This window comes from Dyadobacter sediminis (genome assembly GCF_005860765.1).
GTDB lineage: Bacteria > Bacteroidota > Bacteroidia > Cytophagales > Spirosomataceae > Dyadobacter > Dyadobacter sediminis.
Genome location: NZ_VCEI01000021.1, coordinates 835,447 through 860,360 on the forward strand (window position 1 = coordinate 835,447; position 24,914 = coordinate 860,360).

General features: G+C 45.9%; 12 protein-coding genes. 8 read left to right on the forward strand and 4 right to left on the reverse strand.

What is annotated here, in order from left to right; genetic code table 11:
• The first annotated feature begins 1 nt into the window (after position 1).
• From FEM55_RS10795 to odhB, 4 genes are all read left to right on the forward strand, one after another.
• Complete coding sequence (locus FEM55_RS10795) at positions 2-3,223, forward strand: hypothetical protein (RefSeq protein ID WP_138281331.1); 3,222 nt, start codon at positions 2-4, stop codon at positions 3,221-3,223.
• A gap of 107 nt (positions 3,224-3,330) precedes the next feature.
• Entirely contained in the window at positions 3,331-4,254 is a 924-nt protein-coding gene (locus FEM55_RS10800; protein ID WP_138281332.1) for a PorP/SprF family type IX secretion system membrane protein, read from the forward strand.
• 113 nt (positions 4,255-4,367) lie between these two features.
• Complete coding sequence (locus tag FEM55_RS10805) at positions 4,368-7,130, forward strand: 2-oxoglutarate dehydrogenase E1 component (protein WP_138281333.1); 2,763 nt, start codon at positions 4,368-4,370, stop codon at positions 7,128-7,130.
• Between the two features lie 51 nt (positions 7,131-7,181).
• Positions 7,182-8,807 carry a 2-oxoglutarate dehydrogenase complex dihydrolipoyllysine-residue succinyltransferase gene (gene odhB, locus FEM55_RS10810; protein ID WP_138281334.1) on the forward strand — a complete coding sequence of 542 codons (1,626 nt, stop codon included), beginning with the start codon at positions 7,182-7,184 and terminating at the stop codon, positions 8,805-8,807.
• Between the two features lie 70 nt (positions 8,808-8,877).
• On the opposite strand, the gene FEM55_RS10815 is transcribed toward odhB, so the two are convergent.
• Both FEM55_RS10815 and dtd read right to left on the reverse strand, forming a co-directional pair.
• Positions 8,878-9,204, reverse strand: a complete 327-nt coding sequence (locus tag FEM55_RS10815) for a nucleotide pyrophosphohydrolase (RefSeq protein ID WP_138281335.1) — start codon at positions 9,202-9,204, stop codon at positions 8,878-8,880.
• Positions 9,205-9,235: 31 nt separating this feature from the next.
• Positions 9,236-9,688 carry a D-aminoacyl-tRNA deacylase gene (dtd, locus tag FEM55_RS10820; RefSeq protein WP_138281336.1) on the reverse strand — a complete coding sequence of 151 codons (453 nt, stop codon included), beginning with the start codon at positions 9,686-9,688 and terminating at the stop codon, positions 9,236-9,238.
• Between the two features lie 236 nt (positions 9,689-9,924).
• Here dtd and FEM55_RS10825 point away from each other — a divergent pair, with 236 nt between their 5' ends.
• A complete protein-coding gene (locus tag FEM55_RS10825; RefSeq protein WP_138281337.1) occupies positions 9,925-11,346 on the forward strand; it encodes an L-serine ammonia-lyase in 1,422 nt (473 codons plus the stop codon).
• An 11-nt stretch (positions 11,347-11,357) separates the two neighbouring features.
• Here the strand turns inward: FEM55_RS10825 and mgtE are convergent, their stop codons facing one another.
• Both mgtE and rsmA read right to left on the reverse strand, forming a co-directional pair.
• Positions 11,358-12,710 carry a magnesium transporter gene (mgtE, locus tag FEM55_RS10830; protein ID WP_138281338.1) on the reverse strand — a complete coding sequence of 451 codons (1,353 nt, stop codon included), beginning with the start codon at positions 12,708-12,710 and terminating at the stop codon, positions 11,358-11,360.
• Between the two features lie 59 nt (positions 12,711-12,769).
• Positions 12,770-13,570 (reverse strand): 16S rRNA (adenine(1518)-N(6)/adenine(1519)-N(6))-dimethyltransferase RsmA, encoded by an 801-nt coding sequence (gene rsmA, locus FEM55_RS10835; protein ID WP_138281675.1) that lies wholly within the window; start codon positions 13,568-13,570, stop codon positions 12,770-12,772.
• Between the two features lie 87 nt (positions 13,571-13,657).
• Here rsmA and FEM55_RS10840 point away from each other — a divergent pair, with 87 nt between their 5' ends.
• The 3 genes from FEM55_RS10840 (at position 13,658) to FEM55_RS10850 (ending at position 24,714) form a co-directional block, all read left to right on the forward strand.
• Positions 13,658-17,269, forward strand: a complete 3,612-nt coding sequence (locus FEM55_RS10840) for a PAS domain S-box protein (protein WP_138281339.1) — start codon at positions 13,658-13,660, stop codon at positions 17,267-17,269.
• A gap of 163 nt (positions 17,270-17,432) precedes the next feature.
• Entirely contained in the window at positions 17,433-20,321 is a 2,889-nt protein-coding gene (locus FEM55_RS10845; protein ID WP_138281340.1) for an outer membrane beta-barrel protein, read from the forward strand.
• A 301-nt stretch (positions 20,322-20,622) separates the two neighbouring features.
• Positions 20,623-24,714: an FG-GAP-like repeat-containing protein gene (locus tag FEM55_RS10850; RefSeq protein WP_138281341.1), complete on the forward strand. Its 4,092-nt coding sequence runs from the start codon at positions 20,623-20,625 to the stop codon at positions 24,712-24,714.
• Positions 24,715-24,914: the final 200 nt, after the last annotated feature.

A 24,914-nucleotide genomic window follows, 5' to 3' on the forward strand; every position in this document is an offset into this window, starting at 1 on the left:
TATGAGCATAAAACACATATACAAATTAGCCTTAACAGTCGGTTTTTTAGCAGTTTCCGGATTCATAACCCGATCAATCGCACAACGTTATCCGTCTCAGGAAACCTTTGGAAAAAACAGGGTTCAATATAAAACCTTTAACTGGAAAATTTTCAGAACAACCAATTTTGAGATTTATCATTATCAGGGTGGAACTGCACTGGCAAAACTGACGGCGCAATATGCCGAAAGTGAATTTGACAGGATTACCGATGTGCTTGGCTGGACACCTTACAGCCGGGTGAAAATATTTCTTTACAATTCTCCTGCCGAGCTGGAACAGAGCAATATGGGATTGTCCACACTGGATAATCTGAACGAGCAAAAGCTCGATCTTTCCCAGTCACGCGTGGAAGTTGCCTATACGGGCGATCAGGTTGGTTTTCGCAAGAAACTGATTAAGGATATCAGCCTTCTTTTCGTTTATGACATGCTTTATGGCGGTAATATGAAAGAAGCACTGCAAAGTTCACTGTTGCTTACGCTGCCCGAATGGTTTATGGCAGGCACCGCCGCCTACATCGCCGAAGGCTGGTCGCCGGAACTGAACGACTACATGCGTGATTTCTTCAAAAACCGCAATGTCAGAAAACCAACGCTGATGACGGGAAATGACGCAACGCTGATCGGACATTCCATCTGGAACTACATTGCAGAACGATACGGGAAAGACAAAATTTCCGATATCCTGAACCTTACGCGGATTATCCGGACAGAGCAAACCAGTATTACAAGCACATTGGGAATCCAATCGTACAATCGCTTTTTGCGTGACTGGCGTGCGTATTACCTGAACCAGAACAAAAATGCCGAGCAGTTTTATGCTGATCCGAACCCGTCCTGGAAGTATAAACTGAATGAATTCAGTACGTCGGACGCCAATGCCGTTATCAAAGTATCGCCGGATAAAAAGTTTACAGCCGTCAGTGAAATCAAGAATGGCCGGTACAAAGTGTACTTGTTCAATAGTGAAAGCGGTTCCAAGAAAATTATTCGTCAGGGAAAACTCGATATTATCGGCGGAAGAATGAAAACGCAGCCGCCGCTTCTTGGCTGGTCCAGAAACAATACGCTTTCCATTCTGGCCAATGAAAATGACCGCAAGAATTTTTACATGTATGAAAATATCGGCACCAAAAAGGTAAAGGTCAAGCTGCGGCGCAACATCCGAGGCCTGGATCAGATCGTGGATATGGACATATCCAGTGACGGTACGATGCTGGCTGTCAGTGCGGATAAAGGCGGTCAGAATGATCTGTTTCTGATCAGCGTGGCCCGCGCTTCCCTGCTGCCGCTGACCAACGACCTTTACGACGATCTTTCGCCTCGATTTGTTCAGGGTTCTTCCCGAAGGGTTGTTTTCTCCTCCAATCGTCCGCTCGATTCGCTGGGAACTGGAGATAAGGGAAGTTTCAAATCCATCTCCGGTTCGTTCTCGCTATTTGAACACGACGGAACACCGAAGTCGAATGATCTGCTGAAATTGCTGCAAACGGACGGCAAGACCAAAGTTCTGCCCGTTTATGCGAATGAAAATGACGTTGTTTACCTTTCCAATGCAAAAGGCGTAAACAATCTTTTCAAGTACAGCCGCGCTTCGAACAGCAGTGTTCAGCTGACAAATTATATTCAAAGCATCAGAAATGCGGACTTTACGCTGCAATCCGGCGGCGGGCTGGCTTATACTTATCTGAATGACGGCTATTATACGGCTGCTTTCAAAAACGGTTTTGACCTGAATGCAACGGTTAATACGCCGGTCCTGAGCAATGGAGCAGCCACTGCGATTGCCGACAAAAATGCACCGGCAGCCGTAAAAACAGATTCGGCAGCCAAAGTTGCTGCGCAGACAGAAACTCCGAAAATGGCTTTGAAGGACGGAGAGGTTGATACGGAAAATTATGAGTTTGATGAAGATGTCCTGAAAGCATTTGAATCGCGTCAGCGCAGAGGCACGTTCCAGAACACGCCGGGCGCACTTACGCGTACCAAAGCAACGCGCGAAAATATTGCCATCAAAGGGCCGTATCCTTATAAAGGTCTGTTTGTAACCAATGACGCGAGTTCCGACTGGCGGATTGATCCGATTCGCGGATTCGGTTATGCACAATCCATTTCCATGAATGACCTGCTGGAAAATCATATCATCAAAGCCGGCCTTTTTATCTCTTCCAACTTCCGGAACAGCGACTTGTTTGCCGAATATTCCAACAATACTTACCGCATCGACTTCGGTGTCCGGGTTGACAGAAAAAGTCTTTACATTGATAGTGAAGGTACGCCGCAGAAATATCGTTTCAACCAGCTGATGTTCACAGCTTCCTATCCGTTCTCGACGACTAGCCGCTTTTCCGTGTCGCCGATGTTTACTTCCACACGCATGATCGATATGGATATCAGTATGCTTTCCACTCCGGATATGGCTTCCAGTTACGGAGGTGTGCGCAGTGAATATGTATTTGACAATTCACGTGTAAACGGCATGAACATGATCGAGGGAACGCGTTTCAAAATACGTTATGATTCGTATCTGGGTTTAACAAACGGCAATGAAAGCTTTAACCGCGTAAGCATTGATTTCCGTCACTACCAGAAAATTCACAGGGACCTGATTTTTGCAGTTCGTGCTGCTGCAAGCCATTCAGGAGGCAAGGCTCCGAAACAAAACATACTGGGCGGCATGGAAAACTGGCTTGGAAACAAAAAAGAAACACGTACCGGAGAAAACCCGCTTAATTTTCAGCAGGATAACCGGGATATCTTCTTTGCGGATTTTGCAACCAACCTGCGCGGCTTCAATCTGAACCGTCTTTCCGGAACAAGTTACATGTTGCTGAATGCCGAGTTGCGCATTCCTTTGGTCAAATATTTGTACCGGGGCGCCATTACTTCCAGCTTCCTCCGCAATTTCCAGATCGTTGGTTTTGGTGATATCGGAACAGCGTGGACGGGCAAAGGGCCGTTCAGTGAAAACAACAGCTTGAATACGCAGATTATTGGTGGTGAGGGAGATCCGTTCCGTGCAACCGTTACAAATTTCAAAAATCCGTATCTGATGGGTTACGGTGTCGGTGCAAGAACAACGTTATTCGGCTTCTATGCCAAGTTTGATTATGCATGGGGCGTGGACAACGGCTACACCAACAAGCCAATTCCTTACGTAACACTGGGTTACGATTTTTGATAAAAACAAACAGTATAAATCCGGTATTTACAGCTATTATAATGGCAAGGGATATTCGTCCCCTGCCATTTTTAGTGTAATAAAAGGTGAAACTTAAACGATATTCCATGAACACACCTGTTTCGTTAACCCGCATCTGCATAGGTCTAACGTTATTATCCATGCTCAGTTTCAAACAAGCTTTTGCGCAGCGAGAAGTACTTTACGAACAATATGTACAGAATCCGATGTCCATCAATCCGGGTTTTACGGGTGTAAGGGAGAACTTCAATATGACGGCCATGTTCAGAAGAAAATGGTTTACGATCCAGAATTCGCCTTCCAGCCAGACATTTGCCGCAGACGGAACTGTAGCCGGCGGAAAAGTCGGGATCGGGTTTCAGGCTTTAAACGATCAGACAAGTTATTTTACAACAACCGGCATTTCAGCGTCCGTTGCTTATCATATTCCTGTTAGTGATCTATGGAAACTGGGCATCGGGGCGCAGGGCGGAATCAATGTACTTCCCGTTTCGGATCTGACTTTCAATGGTACGAACAGAGCGCTCGGTACTTTCGGGCTTGGAGCCTGGCTGCGTTCTGAAAACCTGTACTTCGGCGTTTCCAAACCTGAAATACTGTCACAGAAATTCGGTTCTCAGGCAATTAACAGCTTTTACCGTCGTCCTTTGTACATCATGGCCGGCGGAAGCTATGAACTTGCCGACGATGTAATGATGCTTCCGCATGCACTGGTTGTACAGGAAAAAGACCATAAGCTGAGAGTTGATATCGGCTCGCGCTTCTGGTTTGACGAAAAAGTAGGAATCGGGGCATCTTACCGCGCAGGCGGCGGATACAATTCTTTTTCGGCCAAGGTGAATTACCTGCAGGTATCTGCGGAAGTTCAGGCTGGAAGAAATATCAGGCTCGGATACTTTTACAGTACCCGGCAGGCGGAGCAGATTTATGCAACCTATTCCGGTCCGAAAGGGATCCACGAGCTGATGCTGAAGTTTATACCAAATCCAATCGGATTCCAGAAATACTGATCTAAATGCGTGCGTTATAATGATTACAGCTTACAAGTTAAAAGGATAATTTATTCGTAATGTTTACATAACTCTCGTACCTTTGTCCGGTAAATGAAATACTCACTTTTGTGATGGATAAATACACATATATAGCAAATTCCGACGCCGCTTACATAGAGGAATTGTACAATTCCTATAAGCATGATGCCGCTTCAGTAGATGAAGGCTGGCAAAAGTTTTTTGAAGGTTTCGACTTTTCACAAAAATATCCCGTTAACGGTAATGGTCATACAAATGGTGCTGCAAACGGCAAGGAAACGGCTGCTGCAGGCAAAGTTGACCCATCCCGCATCCGCAAGGAAATGGAAGTGGTGCACCTTATTCGGGGTTACCGCTCGAGAGGCCATTTGCTTGCAACAACCAACCCGATCCAGAAACGCAAAGATCGCCAGCCACAGCTGGACATTGCCGATTTCAACCTTGGAAACGAGGACCTTGATTCTGTCTTTGAAGCCGGAGTTGAAGTTTTTGGCCGTCCTGCAACGCTTCGCGAGATTGTAGATTCGCTGAAAACAATTTATACCAGAAATATAGGTTTTGAGTATCTGTATATCCGCGACCGGGAACAAAAAAGCTGGCTGCGTAAAAAAATAGAGAAAGAAGCACTCAATATGACATTCTCGATTGATGAGAAAAAACATATTCTTTCCAAGCTGAACGAGGCTGTTGTTTTTGAAAACTTTCTTCATACAAAATATTTAGGTCAGAAACGCTTTTCGCTTGAAGGCGGAGAAACCACCATTCCTGCGCTGGATGCCATGATCAACAAGGCAGCAGAAATGGGCGTTGTGGAAGTAATGATCGGTATGGCGCACCGCGGACGTCTGAATGTGCTTGCCAATATCATGCAGAAAACCTACGGACAGATTTTTAACGAGTTCGAAGGAAATTTGCCGGATCAGGTCTGGGGCGATGGCGACGTAAAATACCACATGGGTTTTGCAAGCCAGATCACAACCAAGAACGGTGAAAAAGTACATCTGAAACTGGCGCCTAACCCGTCGCACCTTGAAGCCGTGAATCCGGTTGTGGAAGGTTATATCCGCGCACGTGCCGACGGCATGTACGACAGCGATTATGACCGTGTGCTGCCAATCCTGATTCATGGCGATGCAGCCGTTGCAGGACAGGGGATTGTTTATGAAGTAACGCAGATGTCCGCGCTGAACGGGTATTATACCGGCGGAACAATCCATTTTGTGATCAATAACCAGGTTGGTTTTACAACGGATTTTATTGATGCAAGATCGAGTATTTACTGTACGGATATTGCCAAAATTGTGGATGCGCCTGTACTTCATGTGAACGGAGACGATCCGGAAGCGGTTGTTTTCTGTATGCGCCTTGCCGTGGAATACCGTCAGAAATTCAACAAAGACATTTTCATTGATATGGTTTGCTATCGTCGTCACGGTCACAACGAAGCAGACGAACCGAAATTTACACAGCCGGTTTTATATAAATCCATTGAAAATCATCAGAACCCGAGAGAAATTTACCAGAAAACACTGGCAGACCGCGGGGACGTAGATGCGCAGCTTGCTGCCAATATGGATAAGGAATTCAAACAGCTTCTTCAGGAAAGGCTGGATATGGTAAAGCAAAAAGCATTGCCTTATACCATGCCGAAACTGGAACAGGAATGGCATACGCTCCGCAAGTCGAAACCGGAAGATTTCGAAAAATCTCCTGAAACGGGTGTTCCGCTGGAAGTACTTGAAAAAGTTGGAAAAGCATTGATCTCGACGCCTGAGAATTTCAACAGGCTGAAACAAATCGACAAGCTGCTCAAAGACCGCGAGCAGATGATTTTTGACAAGAAAGAAGTAAACTGGGCAACAGCCGAGTTGCTTGCTTACGGTTCTATTCTGGCCGAAGGAAATATTGTAAGGCTTAGCGGCCAGGATGTGCAGCGCGGAACGTTTTCACACCGTCATGCCGTGCTGAGAGATGTCGAAACCAACGCTGCATACAGCAATCTGGACCATATTCAGGAAAATCAGGGTCCGTTCATGATTTATAACTCGCTGCTTTCAGAGTATGGCGTGCTGGGTTTTGAATTTGGCTATTCCATGGCTAACCCGAATGCACTTGTAATTTGGGAAGCACAGTTCGGGGATTTTGCGAATGGCACACAGGTTATTATTGATCAGTTTGTGACTTCCAGTGAAACCAAATGGGACCGCTGGACGGGATTGGTTATGCTGCTTCCTCACGGATATGAAGGACAAGGGCCGGAGCACTCGAATGCACGTCCGGAACGATATCTTCAACTATCGGCCAATTACAACATCATTGTTGCCAATGTTACAACACCGGCGAACTTTTTCCATCTGCTCCGCAGGCAGCTGAAATTTCCTTTCCGCAAGCCGCTGATCGTGATGTCGCCGAAATCCATGCTGAGGCATCCGCTTTGTATTTCTCCGATTGATGATCTGGTGAACGGATCTTTTCAGGAAACCATCGGCGATACTTACGCGGATCCGGCAAAAGTTACCAAAGTGCTTCTTTGCACCGGAAAGCTTTATTACGAACTGTTTGAAAAACAGCAGACTGACAAACGGGATGATGTTGCAATTATCCGTCTGGAACAAATGCATCCTTTTCCGCAGAACCAGATCGATGCATTGCTCGGACCATATGAAAATGCTAAGGTATACTGGGTGCAGGAAGAGCCCTTCAACATGGGCGGCTGGACATTTATGCTGAGAATGTATAAAGGAGCCAAACCTCTGGAAGTAATTGCCCGTCAGTCCAGTGCTTCGCCTTCAACCGGATTTTCCAAAATCCATGCGAAAGAGCAGGCCGAAATCATCAACAGAGCTTTTGAATGATTATTCCTATAATGTTTAGACACTTAATTCGATAACAAGATTGCACATAAAATGGCTGAAATTGAAATAAAAGTACCGCCCGTTGGCGAGTCGATTACGGAGGTTACAATAGGAAACTGGTTCAAAAATGATGGCGATTTTGTGAAAATGGATGAAGTCATTTGCGGACTTGATTCGGATAAGGCGACGTTTGAACTTACAGCAGAAGCCGAAGGTGTTTTGAATATCAAAGCACAGGAAGGCGATACATTGAATATCGGAGACCTGATTGCAACCATAAATTCATCGTCCAACGGAGAAACCAAAACGCAGGCTCCACAGCAGAAAGCCTCGGCTCCAAGTGAAGCGGGTGCTGAAAACGTAGCGGACAAAGCCGGCGAGCCTGCTTCCGTTGCAGCAGCACAGCAACAAGCACCTGCGCCAGTCGCAGAAGCGCCTGCAGGTTCAAAAAAAGCTTACGAAATGAAAGTTCCTACGGTAGGAGAATCCATTACAGAAGTCACTATTGCTTCGTGGAGCAAAAAAGACGGCGACCACGTGGAAGTAGACGAAATAATCTGTGAGCTGGAATCTGACAAAGCCACGTTTGAGCTTCCGGCAGAAGCTGCGGGAACTCTAAGGATTGTCGGCAAAGAAGGCGATACGCTTCCGATCGGTGCGGTTATCTGCACCATCGAGCAAGGATCCGGATCACCGGCGGCAGCTTCTGCTCCGCAAACGGCGGCTCCTGCTTCTGCACCGGCTGCTGCTGACAAGAATTCCAGCGACAAACATGCATCTCCGGTTGCTGCAAAAATCCTTGCTGAAAAAGGAATTGATCCGAAAGATGTAAACGGTTCAGGGTCAGGCGGAAGAATCATGAAAGACGATGCTTTGAAAGCGGGCAGCAAACCTGCTGAACAGGCACCAGCTGCACAGTCTGCATCGGCTCCGTCCAAACCTGCTCCTGCTGCTCCTGTGCAGACACAGGCCGGTGCCCGCGGACAGCGCAGAGAAAAAATGTCGTCACTACGCAAAACCATTGCCCGCAGGCTTGTTGCCGTTAAAAATGAAACGGCCATGCTGACTACTTTCAACGAAGTGGATATGAAGCCGGTTATGGACGTACGTGCGAAGTTCAAGGATAAGTTCAAGGAAAAGCATGAAGTCGGTTTGGGCTTTATGTCATTCTTTGTCAAAGCAGTAACCATTGCATTGAAAGACTTCCCGGTTATCAATGCCTATATTGATGGAGAAGAACTGGTATATAATGATTACAGCGACATTTCAGTAGCTGTTTCAACGCCACGCGGACTGGTTGTACCAATTATCCGCAATGCAGAAACACTGTCATTTGCAGCCATTGAAAAGGAAATTGTGAGGCTTGCCGTTCGTGCACGAGACGGAAAACTGGGAATGGACGAAATGACTGGCGGAACGTTCACCATTACGAATGGCGGAACATTCGGTTCGATGCTTTCAACTCCGATCATTAATGCGCCGCAGTCAGCCATTCTCGGCATGCATAACATTGTGGAGCGCGCTGTTGTTGTAGACGGACAAATTGTAATTCGACCGATCATGTATGTGGCGTTATCTTACGATCACCGGACGATTGACGGCAAAGATTCTGTAAGCTTTCTGGTAAGGGTAAAACAACTTCTGGAAGATCCGATGCGATTATTGCTGGATATGTAATCTGTTTCAGGATATAGAAAAAGGGAGAGTCAGTTCGTCTGATTCTCCCTTTTTTGTTTGCAGTTTAATCTTAGTTCAGCTTGTCATTTTCTTTATGCCTTGTGCTGTCACGCTGTGTTTTCTTGGCCATATTCTTTTCAAAAGCTTCCGTAAGATTAATCCCGGTCTGATTGGCGAGACAAATCAGGACCCAGAGAACATCCGCCATTTCATCGCCGAGATCCTTTCCGAGATCCGATTTCTTGAAAGACTGATCACCGTAAGTACGGGCCATAATGCGCGCCAGTTCACCGACCTCCTCTGTCAGGATCGTCATATTGGTAAGTTCAGAGAAATAACGGACACCGTATGTTTTTATCCAGATATCCACTTGTGACTGAGCATCTTCAAGCGTCATAAATTTGTATTAAAAAGATGAAAATTAAGAATCAGATCCGGTTTCTGGAATCAATTACAATGGTTACAGGGCCGTCATTCAGCAGTGCTACTTTCATATCAGCGCCGAATTTTCCGCACTGGATCGGTTTTCCGAGTTCATTTTCCAGAAACGTGATCATATTTTCATAGAGCGGAATGGCTACGTCATGCCGGGCTGCTTCGATGAACGACGGGCGGTTTCCCTTTTTGGTACTTGCGTGAAGGGTAAACTGACTGATCAGTAAAATATCGCCGTCAACAGATTTAAGGTCAAGGTTCATTTTGCCTTCCTCGTCGCTGAAAACGCGCAGACCGGCAATTTTCTTTCCAAGCCATTCCATATCTTCCCGGTTATCCAGATGCGTAATGCCGAGTAATACCAGAAAACCGGTTCCGATCTCGCCGTGAATTTTTCCTTCTATTGTAACCGATGCATTGCTTACCCGCTGAATAACTGCAATCATGAAAAAGAAACGTAATTTGAATCAGGTTATGAATTTGGTATGATGTCAAAAGTAAGCGTTAGAAAGGTTTTTAACGCAGGAAGTTGCGCTTCTGCCGTGAAATTTTAATCCGTATCAACATTTTTACCGGCAAGATCAGCCTGCTCATTTATCAGAAGGTATTTTACGGAACAATATTAAAGATGCAGGAAAAGTTACAATTTAGGGAAACAATTAATCCGGTCCGGAAACTTGCCATGAAAGAAGAGCGCATATCGGTTTTTGACATTTTTAAGATAGGAATTGGTCCTTCCAGTTCACATACACTCGGTCCCTGGCGTGCAGCACAGCTTTTTCTCAAATCGCTGAAAAACAAAGCGGATGAGATTTACTCCGTACAAGTACACCTTTACGGCTCGCTGGCGAAAACCGGAAAAGGGCACGGAACGGACATTGCGGTAATGCTGGGTTTGAGCGGGTATGATCCGGTGACAATGGAAACGGCATCCATCGACCGGATTCTGGATGAAATTGCTGCATCGGAAACCATTCAGCTTCACGGTGATTTGAAAATTCCTTTTTCACCAGAAACCGATATTGTCTTTCATAATTCAGAATCGTTGCCTTTTCATCCGAATGGCCTGATTTTCAAGGCAGTCACCAAGTCCCAAACCAGCATTGAAGAAACCTACTATTCAACAGGCGGAGGTTTTGTCGTTTGCGGAGAAAGTGACGATACTGCTTTACTGCCACATGTAAAACTTCCTTTTCCAATCGACAATGCAGCTGATCTGCTGAACTGGCATCAATTAACCGGAAAGCCGATCTGGGAAATTGTACTGGAAAATGAGAAAGTCTGGAAAGATGAAAAACGGGTACGCGAAGATTTGCTGAATATCTGGCATGTCATGCAGGAAAGTATTTTTCACGGTTGCCAGACCAAAGGCATTCTGCCGGGCGGACTTCATGTGCAGCGACGTGCGGCCGAGTTAAACCAGAAACTTTTAAATGGAAAACAGTGTGCAGGCTGTGACGATTGGATTGATCTGATCCGTGCAGGCGGCCAGGGTTTTAACTACACACTGGACTGGGTAAGCTGTTTTGCACTGGCAGTTAATGAAGAAAACGCGTCGTTCAGCCGCGTGGTTACCGCTCCTACGAATGGCGCAGCAGGCGTTATTCCGGCTGTTCTCCAGTTTTATCTTACTTTTTGCGGCGGTACGGAAGAAGATGTATTCCGGTTTTTACTGACCGCCGGAGAAATAGGAAGCATATTCAAGAAAGGGGCGACGATTTCGGCTGCTATGGGCGGCTGCCAGGCGGAAATCGGTGTTTCTTCTGCCATGGCTGCTGCCGGTTTGACGCAGGTTTCGGGCGGAACGGCGGAACAATGCCTGATGGCAGCGGAAATAGCCATGGAACATCATCTGGGCATGACGTGCGATCCCGTCGGCGGATTGGTGCAGATTCCGTGTATCGAACGCAATACAATGGGCGCGATCAAAGCGATAACTGCTTCGCAGCTTGCCATGCAAAGCAATCCTTCCAATGCAAAAGTTTCCCTTGACAATGTGGTTAAAACCATGTGGCAAACGGCGCTGGACATGAACAACCGCTACAAGGAAACCTCCGAAGCCGGACTGGCCGTAAACATTCCGATCAGCCTTAGTGAATGCTGAGCTGATTGATCTTATAGATTTAAAAGCAAATGCGCAAGCCCGAAGTAAACGCCGTAACCGATCAGATCATTGGCCGTTGTGATAAACGGCCCGGAAGCAACCGCCGGATTGATCCCGATTTTTTCCAGCAGAATGGGCGTAATCGTTCCCATAAAAGAAGCCAGGAATACAACGGACATCAAAGCCGTGGAAACAACCAGTGCAAGCTGCATTTCATTCCCGATCAGAAGATTGAAGCCAAACACGATGCAGCTGATTATTAATCCATTGATAAAGGCTACGGCAAGCATTCTGATCAGCCGCTGACCAACCGTCGTATCCAGGCCGGTTTTATCCGCCAGGCTTTGCAGAATAATCGATGAAGTCTGGATTCCTACGTTGCCGCCCGTGGAACCGATAATCGGAATAAAGGCAGCCATGGCCGGAATGATTTTGAGGTCACCTTCAAAAAAACTGATGAATTTGGCCGCCAGAATACCGCCTGTCATGCCGACGAGCAGCCAGGGAAGGCGCGCTTTGGTTTGCTGCCAGATCGTATCGTCTTCTTCCACATCGCCCGTTATACCCGCCATGGCCAGCGTATCGGAACTAGCCTGATCCGTAATGACGTCGATCACGTCATCAATCGTAATACGTCCGAGCAGTTTTCCCTGAACGTTCACAACCGGCAATGCATCCAGATCATAACGCTGCATAAGCTCTGCCACTTCTTCGGCCGGCCTGTACGTCTCGACAAAAATCACATCTTTATCATACAAGCTTTCGATCCGCGTATTTTTGTGCGCCAGCACGATCTTTTTCAGGGAAAGCAACCCGAGCAGTTTGCCGGCATCGTCGATGACATACACGGCATAAACTTTCCCGACATCTTCGGCCTGCTTTCTCAGTTCCTCAATGCATTCATTTACAGTCCAGTTTACATTTGCCTTTACAAGTTCCTTCTGCATCAGGCCGCCCGCAACGTCTTCGTCGTAATGAAGCAGATCCAGAATGAAACGCGCCTGTTCGCGGTCTTCCAGCAAGGCAATCACTTCTTCTCTCACCCGGATCGGCTGCTCGTTCAGCAAATCCACGGCATCATCGGAATCAAACAGATTGACAAAACGGGATATTTCCTCGGATGAAAAAGCCTTCAGGAATTCCTTGCGCCGGTGCGGGTCCATATCCGCAAGGATTTCGGCTCCTGTTTCCATGTCCAGCTGACTGATGAGGTATTTGGCATCTTCGGTTTCAAGCTCGTACAAAAGTCCTGTAATATCCGCTGTAAAAAGACTTTCTATTTCGGAACGGATGGATACAGCATCTTCTCTAGCAATCAGTTCCTCGACATGGCCTACGTATTCTTTGGTTAATTCAAACGTCATTGTTACTGGCTTTTGGCATTTTTCAAAACGGCTCTGACTTGATGAAGCATCTGTTTATTTCAGGCCTGCGAAGTAAGGCTTTCCGCAAGTCTGGTCAGTTCCACAAAGTCGTTGACACTTAACTGTTCGGCCCGTTTCGTCAGAAGCGGATGTTCCGGAAATTCACCCACTGGTTTTAACGCGTTCCTCAACGTTTTTCTGCGCTGGTTAAAAGCCGTTTTTACAACCCGGAAAAACAACTTTTCATCACAGTCCAGTGAAACCGTAGCGTTCCTTCGTAAACGGATCACGCCGGACTGTACTTTGGGGGGCGGGTCGAAAGCGCCCGGCGGAACTGAAACAAGGTAATCTATATCGTAAAAAGCCTGTAAAAGGACACTCAGAATCCCGTAATCCTTGTTTCCCGGCGGCGAGGCAATCCGTTGCGCCACTTCCTTCTGCAGCATGCAGACAATCTCCGGAATCCGGTCCCGGATCTGCAAAGCCCGGAAAAAAATCTGCGAAGAAATGTTGTACGGGAAATTTCCGATGATGGCAAACGGTTCGGGAAAAAACTCGTCCGGATTGAATTTCAGGAAATCGCCGGAAATAATCCGCGGGGAAAGTTCGGGGAAATGCTGGTTGAGGTAATCGACAGATTCTGTATCTATCTCGATCACAAAAGTACTGAAACCGTTCTTTTCCAGTAAAAACTGTGTAAGCACGCCCATACCCGGCCCGATTTCCAGAACCTTGTTATAACAGCCGTGTCCTGAAAGCCCGTCAACGATTTTCTGGGCAATAGCAAGATCTTTTAAAAAGTGCTGGCCAAGATGCTTTTTGGCTCTGACTTTCGAATCATTCCGATTTTTATAATTTATTTTCACAAGTCAAAATTACGGCTTAATTCGTAGATTTATCGAATAAAGAACACGAAGGAATTTTAAAAATACGAATACCCGGATACCATGGAAATGATCTCGTCCCATACCGACTGGCAGGCTATACATGCCACATTGCAGCATCTGAATCTGATCGGAGTAACCTTTTCGCCGGATTTTGTCATTCAGAACATCAGTGCGCATGCCTTGCGAAAAACCGGCTGGCTCGAATCGGATCTCGTGGGGCAAAGTATATTTGACAAGCTGATACCCAAAGACGACGAATATGAAATCAGGCAAATGCTGGAAGAAGGCATTCAGGGAATCCGGAAACTGGAACAAAGGGAAATTCCTTTTCTGGCACAAAGCGGAACGCTGCGTACTTTTTCCATAAACTCGGTTTTGATTCACCGCGAAGATGAAGAAGTCCAGTGCATAACGCTCGTCGGGGATGACATTACGCGCCGCAGGCGAATGGAATCCTCCATTGCCAAATCCAATTCCCAGCTTCAGGATCTTGTCGACAATACGAGTGATCTGATCCAGCTTGTCGCGATCGACGGCAAATTCATTTTTGTAAATAAAGCGTGGCGCGAGGTGCTGGGTTATGGCCTGGACGAAATTGCTTCCATGCGCATGGAAGATATCATCAATCCGCAGCATAAGGAACAGGCGCTTGCGCAGCTGAAACTGATTGAACAGGGAAAAGCCAATCCGAACTTTGAAACCGTATTTTTAAGCAAGGAAGGCAAAAAAGTATTTGTTTCAGGAAGTGTGAACTGCCGTTTTGACAATGGAAAGGCAACGGCGTTCCGCTGCATATTAAATGATTTTACAGAAAAAATCAGAGCGGAAAAAGCGCAGAGCCTGTATTACAGCATTGCCAACTGGACCGTAAACACGCAGAATCTGGACGATTTTTACCAGAGCATTCATGAAGAACTCGGAAAGATCATTGATGTAAAAAACTTTTTTATTGCCCTTTACGACTCGACCAAAAGCTTTATTTATTTTCCCTATTACGTTGACGAGTATTTTACCGGGCACGTGCGCTTCCGGAAACGCCGGCTGGGGAACGGACTTACGGAATATGCCATTGCTTCCAACAAACCGCTTTTTCTTTATGAAGAAGACATTGAAAACCTTGCCAGAACGAACAGTCTTTACTTGTATGGTGCCACGCCGAAGCTGCTTCTCTGCGTTCCGCTCCGGATCGGCGAACGCGTAACGGGAATCATCGGCGTAAAATCGTACGACGATCCGAATATGTTCGATACGCGCGATCTGGAACTGCTTGAATTTATTTCAGGGCAAGTGGCGATGGCCATTGCCAGAAAGCAGAGCGAAGAAGAACTCAGCAAGTATGTAGCCCGTCTGAACGCCATTTTTGACAGCAGCTCGCATTTGATATGGTCTGTCAACAAATCCTTGCAGCTGACTTCGTTTAACCGGAATTATGCGGATCTGATCCAGAATCAGCTGGGCGTGAAGCCTTCGCTGCAGTCTAGTTCCGAGAAATTTGGCTGGCGTATGGTCGGCAACAGCAACCGGAGAACGCTGGAAACAAAGTACCGCCAGGCGCTGAAAGGAGAGCCGCAGTATTTTGAATTCAAGATTGACCGCAAGGATGATGGCGAAATGTGGCTTGAATTCTATCTCAATCCAATTCATTATGCAGACGGTTTGATCGAAGAGGTTTCGGGAATTGCACGCGACATAACACGCCGGAAAGAAGCAGAATTGTCGTTAAGGCACAGCGAAGAACTTTTCCGGGGCATTTTTGAAAATCTTCAGGATATATATTGCCGCATTAACCGCAAAGGTGAAATCACTATGATCAGCCAGTCGGTACTGAAAAGGCTCGGTTATTTGCCGGATGAAGTAATCGGTCACCGGATTACTGAATTTTTCTCTGATAAGAAACGCATTCATTCCGCGCTGATCCGCCTGCGGCGTACGAAAAGCCTTCGCAATTTTGAAATCACACTGTACCGTAAAGACGGAACGGAACGTCAGTTTATGATCAATATGCTGATGTTTACAAATGACAAGGGCAAACCGACGGAAGTCGCCGTGCTGGCGCGGGATATTACCGAGCTGAAACGCAATGAACAGGAATTGCTGAAAGCCAAGGAACATGCCGAACGTTCGCTTAAAGTAAAGGAAGGTTTTCTGGCCAATATGAGCCATGAAATCCGTACGCCGATGAACGGCGTAATCGGTATGATCGACCTTTTGGGCGAAACGCCGCTTAATGTAGAGCAGAAGGATTATGTGCTAACGATCAAACGCTCTTCAGAAACGCTGCTGAACATTCTGAACGATATTCTGGATTTATCCAAAATAGAAGCGGGCAAAATGGAACTTCACGAAGCTCCGATCGCCGTAGAAGAACTGCTTTTAAAACTGGTTTCTTTGTTTGGACAAACGGCCAAAAGCAAGGGCAATACGCTTACCTATCACATCGCACCGGAAATTCCGAAATACATTATTGCCGATCAGACGCGGTTGCTTCAGATTCTTTCAAACCTGACTTCCAACGCGCTTAAATTTACCGAAAATGGCGCCGTGAAAGTTTTTCTGACACTGGAGAAAAAAGACGGGAATTTTTACAAGATCAAAGTGGAAGTTCAGGATTCGGGAATCGGTATCAGCGCGATGGACAAACAGATCCTGTTTACTTCATTCACGCAGCTAGACAATTCCTCGCGCAAATCGTTCGGCGGTACCGGTCTCGGACTGGTAATTTCCAAGCAATTGTGTGAACTCATGCACGGCGATATCGGCGTGGAATCCGAACTTGGAAAAGGAAGTACGTTCTGGTTTACCTTCGAAACACAGGAAACATCCATTGCGCAAGTCGGTACCATAGGCCAGTTGAACGAAGATCAGCCGATAGAAAATGTATTTTCCGATTATCATCCGAAAATCCTGCTTGTGGACGACAATGCGGTAAACAGGAAAGTGGCCAATGAAATCCTGAAAAAATCAGGCTGTCAGGTGGATCTGGCCGAAAGCGGGTTCAAAGCCATTGAAATGGTCAAAGCCAACGGTATGGAAAAGGGTTACGATATTATTTTTATGGATATCCAGATGCCGGATATGGACGGCGTACAGACTTCGCAGGAACTGAAAAAACTTTATCCCGCCGGATTGCCGCCCATTGTTGCCATGACTGCCTATTCCATGAAAGAAGACAGAGACCGCTTTATCAGTCAGGGAATGGACGATTACATTGCCAAACCGATCCGGGCCCAGACGCTGATCCGGAAAGTAAAAGATCTGATGAGCAATGTGGAAAACAAAAAGCTGGAACTGAAACAAAAGGAAATTACAGAAGAAAAAGTATTGCCGGTACTGGATCGTGAAATCATTGATCAGCTGAACGGAATCGGCGGAGCTGATCTGGTCTGGTCGGTTTTTGAGGATTTTGTTACAGAGTCCAATCAGCTTGTGGAAGAAGCGGTGGAAGCCTATGAAAAAGGCGATATCGTAACGGTGAAAAGCAATCTGCATACGCTTAAAGGAAGTGCCGGAACCGTGGGTGTTTCACAGGTGGCTGAAATTGCCAGAGATGCGGAATGGCACCTGAAATCCAACGACACCAGTACATTGTCTGAAGCGCTTCCGCAATTACAGCATGCCTATGAAAAATTTCTGACCAGTTACAACGGGCTTCTTAAGGAATGGCTGGGCTGATTTTTCTGATTGGAAGGAATTCCGGTTAAAAGGATTCATCGGTTCATTGCAGGCTTTGGTCTATAAACAGGTTGCTTCTGTCTATTGCAGGGTTGATCCGGATTGCGCGATTAAACTTTGTTACGGATGCCTGCTCTAAACTGCAATAAACCTTGTAGAAATCATGACCAGAATTCCATACTTCCTGCTGTTCCTGACTTGCCTTTCGCTGACGGCTTTTGCGCAGGAATCAAGTGCACGGTTAACCGGTATCGTCGTTGACAGCGTAAACCACTCGCCGGTTGTGGGTGCATATGTAGCCGTCAGCCGCAACACGCCGGATGCACGTCCGGAATACGTTACGACCGACATAAACGGCAAATTTTCATTCAATGGTCTGAGCAAATCGGTTTCTTATTGGGTGAAAATTACTTATCTGAGTTACAAAGACGTCTCGAAAATGGTGACGGTCAAAGAAGATGTGCAGGATATGGGAACAATCCCATTGGCCGAAGCAACTGCAAACCTGAAAGAAGTCAAGGTTACCGGGCAAGTGACTGCTGTCCAGCAAAAAGGCGATACAACGCAGTTCAATGCCGCTGCTTTTAAAACAAATCCTGACGCGACTTCCGAAGATCTGATCCAGAAAATGCCCGGCATTACGGTTGCAAACGGAACGGTAACAGCGCATGGCGAAACGGTAAACAGGGTTTTGGTAGACGGAAAACCATTTTTCGGCGACGACGCTTCACTTACATTAAAATCATTGCCGGCAGAAATTGTAGATAAAATTGAAGTATTTGACAAGCTGAGCGATCAGGCGCAGTTTACAGGCTTTGATGACGGCAGTGGTCAGAAAACGATTAATATTGTTACCAAAGCCGACAGGAAAACAGGCCAGTTCGGTAAAGTATTTGCAGGGTACGGATTGGATGCCCGTTATCAGGCCGGCGGAAATGTAAGCTTTTTCAAAGGCAATCAACGGATTTCGGTGATTGGGCTCAGCAATAATATCAACATGCAGAACTTTTCCAGTCAGGATTTGCTGGGCGTAACGGGCAGCAGCGGAGGCGGAAGAGGTGGCTCTGGAGGAGCCTCCAACAACTTTCTGGTCGGAAACCAAAGCGGAATAACGGGAACAAATTCTTTCGGACTGAATTACGCCAGCAAGTTCGGCAAGAAAGTGGACGTTTCGGGAAGCTACTTTTTTAACAGAACCGGCAATACCAATCTGCAGAGTACAGAACAGGAATATTTTCTTTCAGGAAATACAGCAAACCAGTTTTACAATGAAGACAGCCGTACTTCCAGCGTCAACTCCAATCACCGGCTGAATTTCAGAGTTGAATACAACATAAATCCCAAAAATTCCCTGATCATCACGCCAAAGCTGAGTTTTCAGGAAAACATTGCTGCAAGTGCAAAAGCCGGACTTACAACTTTGGCCGACGGAAACAGGCTGAACAGTTCCGATAACACACAGACAAACAAAAACAGCGCCTATAATTTTACCAATGACATGCTGTTCCGTCATGCTTTTGACAAAAAGGGCCGTACCATTTCACTGAACCTGAACACACAGCTGAATGACCGGAACGGAACACGCGATCTTTATTCAGAAAATCTGTATTACAGCAGTTTGTCGTTTCCGGATACGGCCATGCGCGGCGATACCATTGATCAGAGAAGCTTTACGTCATCAGGAGGCATAACGCTCGGCGGAAATTTTATTTACACCGAACCAATCAGCACAACCGGACAACTACAGTTCAATTACGGTCTTACCGTCAGCAACAGCAATTCAGGAAAGGAAACGTACAACATGATTCCGGATGAAAATGTGTATGCTGATCTTGATTCACTTTTGTCCAACACGTTTGATAACAAATATGTAACCAATCGCGCCGGACTGGGTTACCGTTACCGTAAAAACAGCTGGACTGCCAACTTTGGAATTGATTTTCAGAACACCGGATTGTACAGTCAGCAAACGGCTCCGCGGAACTCGGAAGTTGATCAGTCTTTTACGAATTTTTTGCCCAGTTTTATGCTGAGTTACCGTTCCAGATCGGGTACGCAGTTCCGGACTTCTTTCCGGAGTTCGACCAATCAGCCTTCGATTTCACAGCTTCAGAACGTTATTGACAACAGCAATCCGCTTTCGCTTACGGCGGGAAACCCCGATCTGAAGCAGGAATACCGGAATATGTTCAATATGCGGTATTCACTGGCGGGAGCGGATCGTCCGTACAATTTCAATGCAATGGTTTTTGTAACACAGACCAACAATGCCATTGTCAATTCCACCTATATTGCGCAGCAACCGACTACGCTGCCAAACGGGATCGTTCTGGAACAAGGTGCCAAGCTGACTGCTCCGGTCAATGTGGACGGAAGCTGGAACGCAAGAACTTTCCTGGCATACGGCAAGCCGGTGGCACCGCTGAAACTGAACATCAATGTGACCTCGGGCTTTAATTATGTAAGATCGCCGGGCCGAATCAATGACATAGCCAATTATTCCAATACGTATGCTGTTTCGCAAGGACTTGTCGTCAGCAGCAACATCAGTGAAAAGCTTGATTTTACCGTTTCGTATTCAGGCAATTACAACATCGTCAGAAACAGCATTCAACCCAATCTGAACAATAATTACTACACGCAGGGCATAACCGGAAGGGTAAACTGGATTTTCGGCAAAGGGTTTGTATTCCAGAGTGATGTTAATAATCAGTCGTACCGCGGCTTGGGCGAAGGATACAATCGGAATTTCACATTATGGAATGCGAGCATTGGAAAGAAATTCCTGAAAAATAATGCCGGTGAACTGAAACTGACCGTCTTTGATATTCTGAAACAGAACAACAGCGTAAACCGCATAGTAACTGAAACGTATGTTCAGGATGTTACAAACCGCGTTCTGACACAATACACCATGCTGACTTTCACTTATACGCTCCGTAATTTTGGTAAAATGCCGGTCCGCAATGAAAATGAAAACCGCCGCCGTGATTTTAACGGCTCACGCGGAAATTTTCCGGGCAGTGAAGGAAGAGGAGCGGGCGGGTTTTAGCTGTTGGCTTTTAGGGGCTAGAGAGATCAATGGTTGAACCAGATTATTGGCTGTGCGGTAAAATGTGAACCATGTAAAAAGGAATTCTTCTTATCCTTATTTAATAGCAGATGTTGTTACTGGGTGTTTCAAATTCAGTAATTAGATCTGCTGTTCTTATTTACTGATACTGCTGTACACCGGGTTTTACCCATTGCTCATTGGTGCCTGCCTGTTGCTTATTATCAAGGCTTGGAAAGTAGCTGTTTTTACATATTTGTCATGGCAGAATTTTCTGCTGAACAATCATAAAAACAAACACATGAAAAAACACTACAGGACAGGCATCTATGCTGTCTTTTCGCCTTTGCTGGTAGGAGTAGGCTATTTACTCTGTAATCCGGAAGTTCCCCAGAGCAAAAGTATTACCACAGTCACTGCCACAAAAAAAATGGAAAATGCACCGGCCGGTTCGACTGCTTTGCCCGATATCCAGCAGCAGCTGGTCAAACGGGAGTACAACATTTCCTTCGATGAGCAAAAGTCAGCAATGCAAAGTCCTAACCGCCGACAAGGACTGCGTGCCTATTACAAGCCGGGCGTATTGACTGTACAAAATCGTGTTGATTCAGCAGGGCATAACTTTTCACTGCAACTGGTCAATGAAGGTATTTATGCAGATGGTAAAAAAATTCTGTCGGCTCAACCCAATGCAACCCTGAAAAATCAGGATACTACCCTTGCGATCAAGCATGCAGGCTTTACCGAAGAATTTGTTAACAATGCGGATGGCGTACGCCAGAACTTTATTATTGAATCAACCCCAAAAGCTACCAAAGAGCTGCAGGTAAGACTTTCAGCAAAAGGCTTGAAGGTTGATGACCTTGAAAACAATGAGTTGCTTTTCTATAAAAATAACCGCAAAGGCGAGCGCGTGGCCAGTCTGGTTTACAAAGACATCCGTTGCTGGGATGCCAATGGAGAAACTTTGCCTGCAACCCTGGCCTATGCAAATGGAACTGTAAGACTAAGCGTAGACGTACAGGATGCTGCTTATCCCGTTACTATTGACCCGATCATAGCAAACGGTAATCCGACCAATGCTAGTACGATTCTGAAAGGGGGCCAAGCAGAGGATTGGTTGGGCAGTGTGGTAACCAGTGCAGGCGATATCAACGGGGATGGGTACAGCGATGTGCTGGCATGCGCTTCCAAATTTGATAACGGTCAGGTTGATGAAGGTGCTGTCTTTGTATATTATGGAAGTTCCTTGGGCATTGCAGGATTTGCACCTCATTTGGAAATGAATCAAAAAGAGGCTCGTTTCGGGTCTTATGCCTCATCTGCAGGTGATATCAATAAGGACGGTTACAGTGATATTGTTATCGGAGCAAGTATGTACGATAACGGAGAAACCAATGAAGGAGCTGCATTTGTATACCTGGGCTCGGCACAAGGTATAGCTTCCTGGCCTGCAAATATACTTGAGTGTAACCAGTTTGATGCCAATATGGGCAGCAGTGTCGGAATGGCAGGCGATGTAAATGGCGATGGATATAGTGATATTATTGTCGGGGCTCCTATGTTTGACAAAGGACAGGCTAACGAAGGCGCCGCATTTATATACCATGGATCCGCTACCGGCTTAAATCCTACCCCTAAGTTGCTTGAAGAAAATCAGACTGCTGCCCTATACGGATACCGAGTCAATGGTGCTGGCGATGTGAACGGAGACGGATATAGCGATATCCTCGTCAGCGCACGCGAGTATGACAATGGTCAGACTGACGAAGGCGCTGTTTTTGTATACCATGGATCGGCTTTGGGCATCACTTCCGGAGCTATAAAGGTACTGGAAGGTAACCAGTCTTATGCATACTTGGGCCACAGTGCTGCCACTGCCGGAGACATAAACGGAGACGGATATAGTGACATCATCATCGGTGCCAATATGTATGATAAAGGACAAGCTAATGAAGGAGCTGTATTCATACACTATGGCTCGGATCGGGGCATTGATGCTATACCGGCTTTTATATTGGAGAAGAATCAGGCTGAAGCCCAGTTTGGCAATTCGGTAAACAGTGCTGGCGATGTCAATGATGACGGCTACAGTGATGTGATTGTAGGAGCGCTTTTATATGATAATGGTCAGAACAATGAAGGAGCTGCCTTTGTTTACCATGGTTCTGCCGCAGGATTATCAGCCACTCCTATTTCAATGCTGGAAAGTAATCAAGCCTCTGCCCAGTTTGGTAATATAGTTGCCAGTGCCGGAGATGTGAACGGCGACGGTTACAGCGATGTGATTGTTGGTGCACCTCTGTATGACAATGTATATTCAAATGACGGTGCAGCATTTGTTTGGTTAGGAAAACCTGATAGCGTCATCAGCGAAAACAATTACGCGACTAAGCTGGAGTTTGCTTATCCAAATATGAGTATTGCAAATGCTGGTGATGTCAACGGAGACGGATTTAGCGATTTCATTGTTGGGGTTCCGGGGTATAATGCCAAGGGAGCCGTATTCATCTATCATGGATCTATTTTGGGACTCAGCACGAATCCAAGTACAACCATAGAGAATATACCGATGAGTGCAGCATTTGGTTCTTCAGTGTCCCGTGCTGGTGATGTGAATGGAGACGGGTACGGCGATATCATTGTTGCAGATGTTTCCTACTCTGATATAAATAAAGGCGCAGCCTTTGTATATTATGGTTCAGCACAGGGAATCAATAAAAATGTAAGCACCATTATCAAAAATAAACAGAGCGAATCATTGATGTTTGGCAAGTCTGTGTCCAGTGCGGGCGATGTCAACGGAGATGGCTATGGTGATGTTTTGATAGGAGATGTGAGTTATACCAATGGGCAATATGACGAAGGAGCTGTTTTTGTTCATCATGGATCGGCAGCCGGTATTAACCCGGTCGCTGCCCTTACACTGGAGAGCGACAAAGATTTTGCGCAATTTGGTTATTCGGTATCCTGCGCTGGTGATATCAATGGTGACGGCTATGCTGATATTATTACAGGAGCCCCTGAGTACTCGAACGGACAAAACAAGGAAGGTGCTGCCTTTGTTTATTACGGTGCAGCGCCAGGTATTTCAAAAAATTCAGTTCAGAAATTGGAGAAAGATATTGCAGCTGCCAATATGGGTATCAGTGTTTCCGGAGCTGGAGATGTGAATGGCGACGGGAAGAGTGATGTGATTGTTGGTGCAAATTTGTATAGTAATGGACAGGCACAAGAGGGTGCAGCAATGATTTACTACGGAGATGCGCTCAATCACAAATTAATTTCTGTTCCATCCATTTTGGAAAGCAATCAACCCGGCGCAAAAATGGGTACTTCAGTCTCTGGTGCCGGTGATATGAATGGAGACGGATACAGCGATGTCATCGTAAACTTTCCGAATACTGTTGCACCTTTGAATGCTGAGGGGAAATCAATTATATATTATGGTTCTCCAATCACTGGCAATGGCATAGACAGCAATAGCCCGTCACAAAGCATTAATAACTTCAATCCTGCACCGGTTGCCGGGAGTCTTTCTATGAATTCATCTGTAACATCTGCCGGAGATATCAATGGAGACGGGCACAGCGATCTGGCTATTAATTCAAAATATGCTAACTTCAATAATCAGACAGAAAAAAGCATCTGCCTGATTTATCTTGGAAATAAATCCAATAAGAACCTTCGAAATAACCTGCGCTTGTACAATTCTAATCTAACAACGATTATCAATCAGTCTCAAAAAGCCCAAAGCGATTTTGGAGCAGGACTGTATGCTAAATCTTTTCTGGGTGGTGGTAAAGGCAAGCTGGTTTGGGAAACACAGTGGAATGGAGGACAGTTTAGCAGCAACTTTGAAATGGTAATTACAACCAGCACAAAATACACGGGCATTCAAAATGCTTATGCAAGTCTTGGCCTTAAAGGGACTGAGCTTAAAAATGTAATTGCCAAGCGAGGCATTTACGCCACCAGAGTTCGGGCACGTGTAAAATACGATCCATCCACTGCACTGACAGGACAGATGTACGGACCATGGCGGTATGTCACCGAATGCGTAACAGGAAACAGTTCTTCACCTGTACGGGAAAATGCTGTTAACAACATGTCAGAAACGATTAAAGCAAAGGTAAAGTCTGAATCAGAGGAATTTGCAAAGGATGTCAGCATATACCCGAATCCGGCAGCTGATATACTCTTTATTGAATCGGAAAGCGCTTACGAGATTAAAAGTGTACAACTTTTATCCGTTGACGGAAAATCCGTTTATCAGTCCACGACATCCGTAAAGCAGATCAATGTAAGTGAACTTTCAGCAGGAAGTTACATCCTTGTTATTACGAACAAAGACGGTGTAAAGAACAGCAGGAAAGTGTTGATTACTAAATAGCACCAATCGTCGGTTAAGCAGAAAGTAAGTGCATTGTAAGAATCGTTTTTGTATGAAGATTTAAAACTTCAACTTGTACAATGCTTTACTTTCATGCAACTGGCAACTTGGTTATCCAGAGAAAAGTAAATTGTGAAGAAGAATTATTTCAGCAGGTTTCAAGCAACTACTTGAATCAGTTCAGATTTTGATAATAACAA

Coding starts and splice junctions, on each gene's coding strand:
- FEM55_RS10815 (WP_138281335.1), bottom strand. CDS start 9,204: ATGACGCTTGAAGATGCTCAGTCACAAGTGGATATCTGGATAAAAACA.
- dtd (WP_138281336.1), bottom strand. CDS start 9,688: ATGATTGCAGTTATTCAGCGGGTAAGCAATGCATCGGTTACAATAGAA.
- FEM55_RS10825 (WP_138281337.1), top strand. CDS start 9,925: ATGAAAGAAGAGCGCATATCGGTTTTTGACATTTTTAAGATAGGAATT.
- FEM55_RS10845 (WP_138281340.1), top strand. CDS start 17,433: ATGACCAGAATTCCATACTTCCTGCTGTTCCTGACTTGCCTTTCGCTG.
- FEM55_RS10795 (WP_138281331.1), top strand. CDS start 2: ATGAGCATAAAACACATATACAAATTAGCCTTAACAGTCGGTTTTTTA.
- FEM55_RS10850 (WP_138281341.1), top strand. CDS start 20,623: ATGAAAAAACACTACAGGACAGGCATCTATGCTGTCTTTTCGCCTTTG.
- mgtE (WP_138281338.1), bottom strand. CDS start 12,710: ATGACGTTTGAATTAACCAAAGAATACGTAGGCCATGTCGAGGAACTG.
- FEM55_RS10840 (WP_138281339.1), top strand. CDS start 13,658: ATGGAAATGATCTCGTCCCATACCGACTGGCAGGCTATACATGCCACA.
- FEM55_RS10805 (WP_138281333.1), top strand. CDS start 4,368: ATGGATAAATACACATATATAGCAAATTCCGACGCCGCTTACATAGAG.
- odhB (WP_138281334.1), top strand. CDS start 7,182: ATGGCTGAAATTGAAATAAAAGTACCGCCCGTTGGCGAGTCGATTACG.
- FEM55_RS10800 (WP_138281332.1), top strand. CDS start 3,331: ATGAACACACCTGTTTCGTTAACCCGCATCTGCATAGGTCTAACGTTA.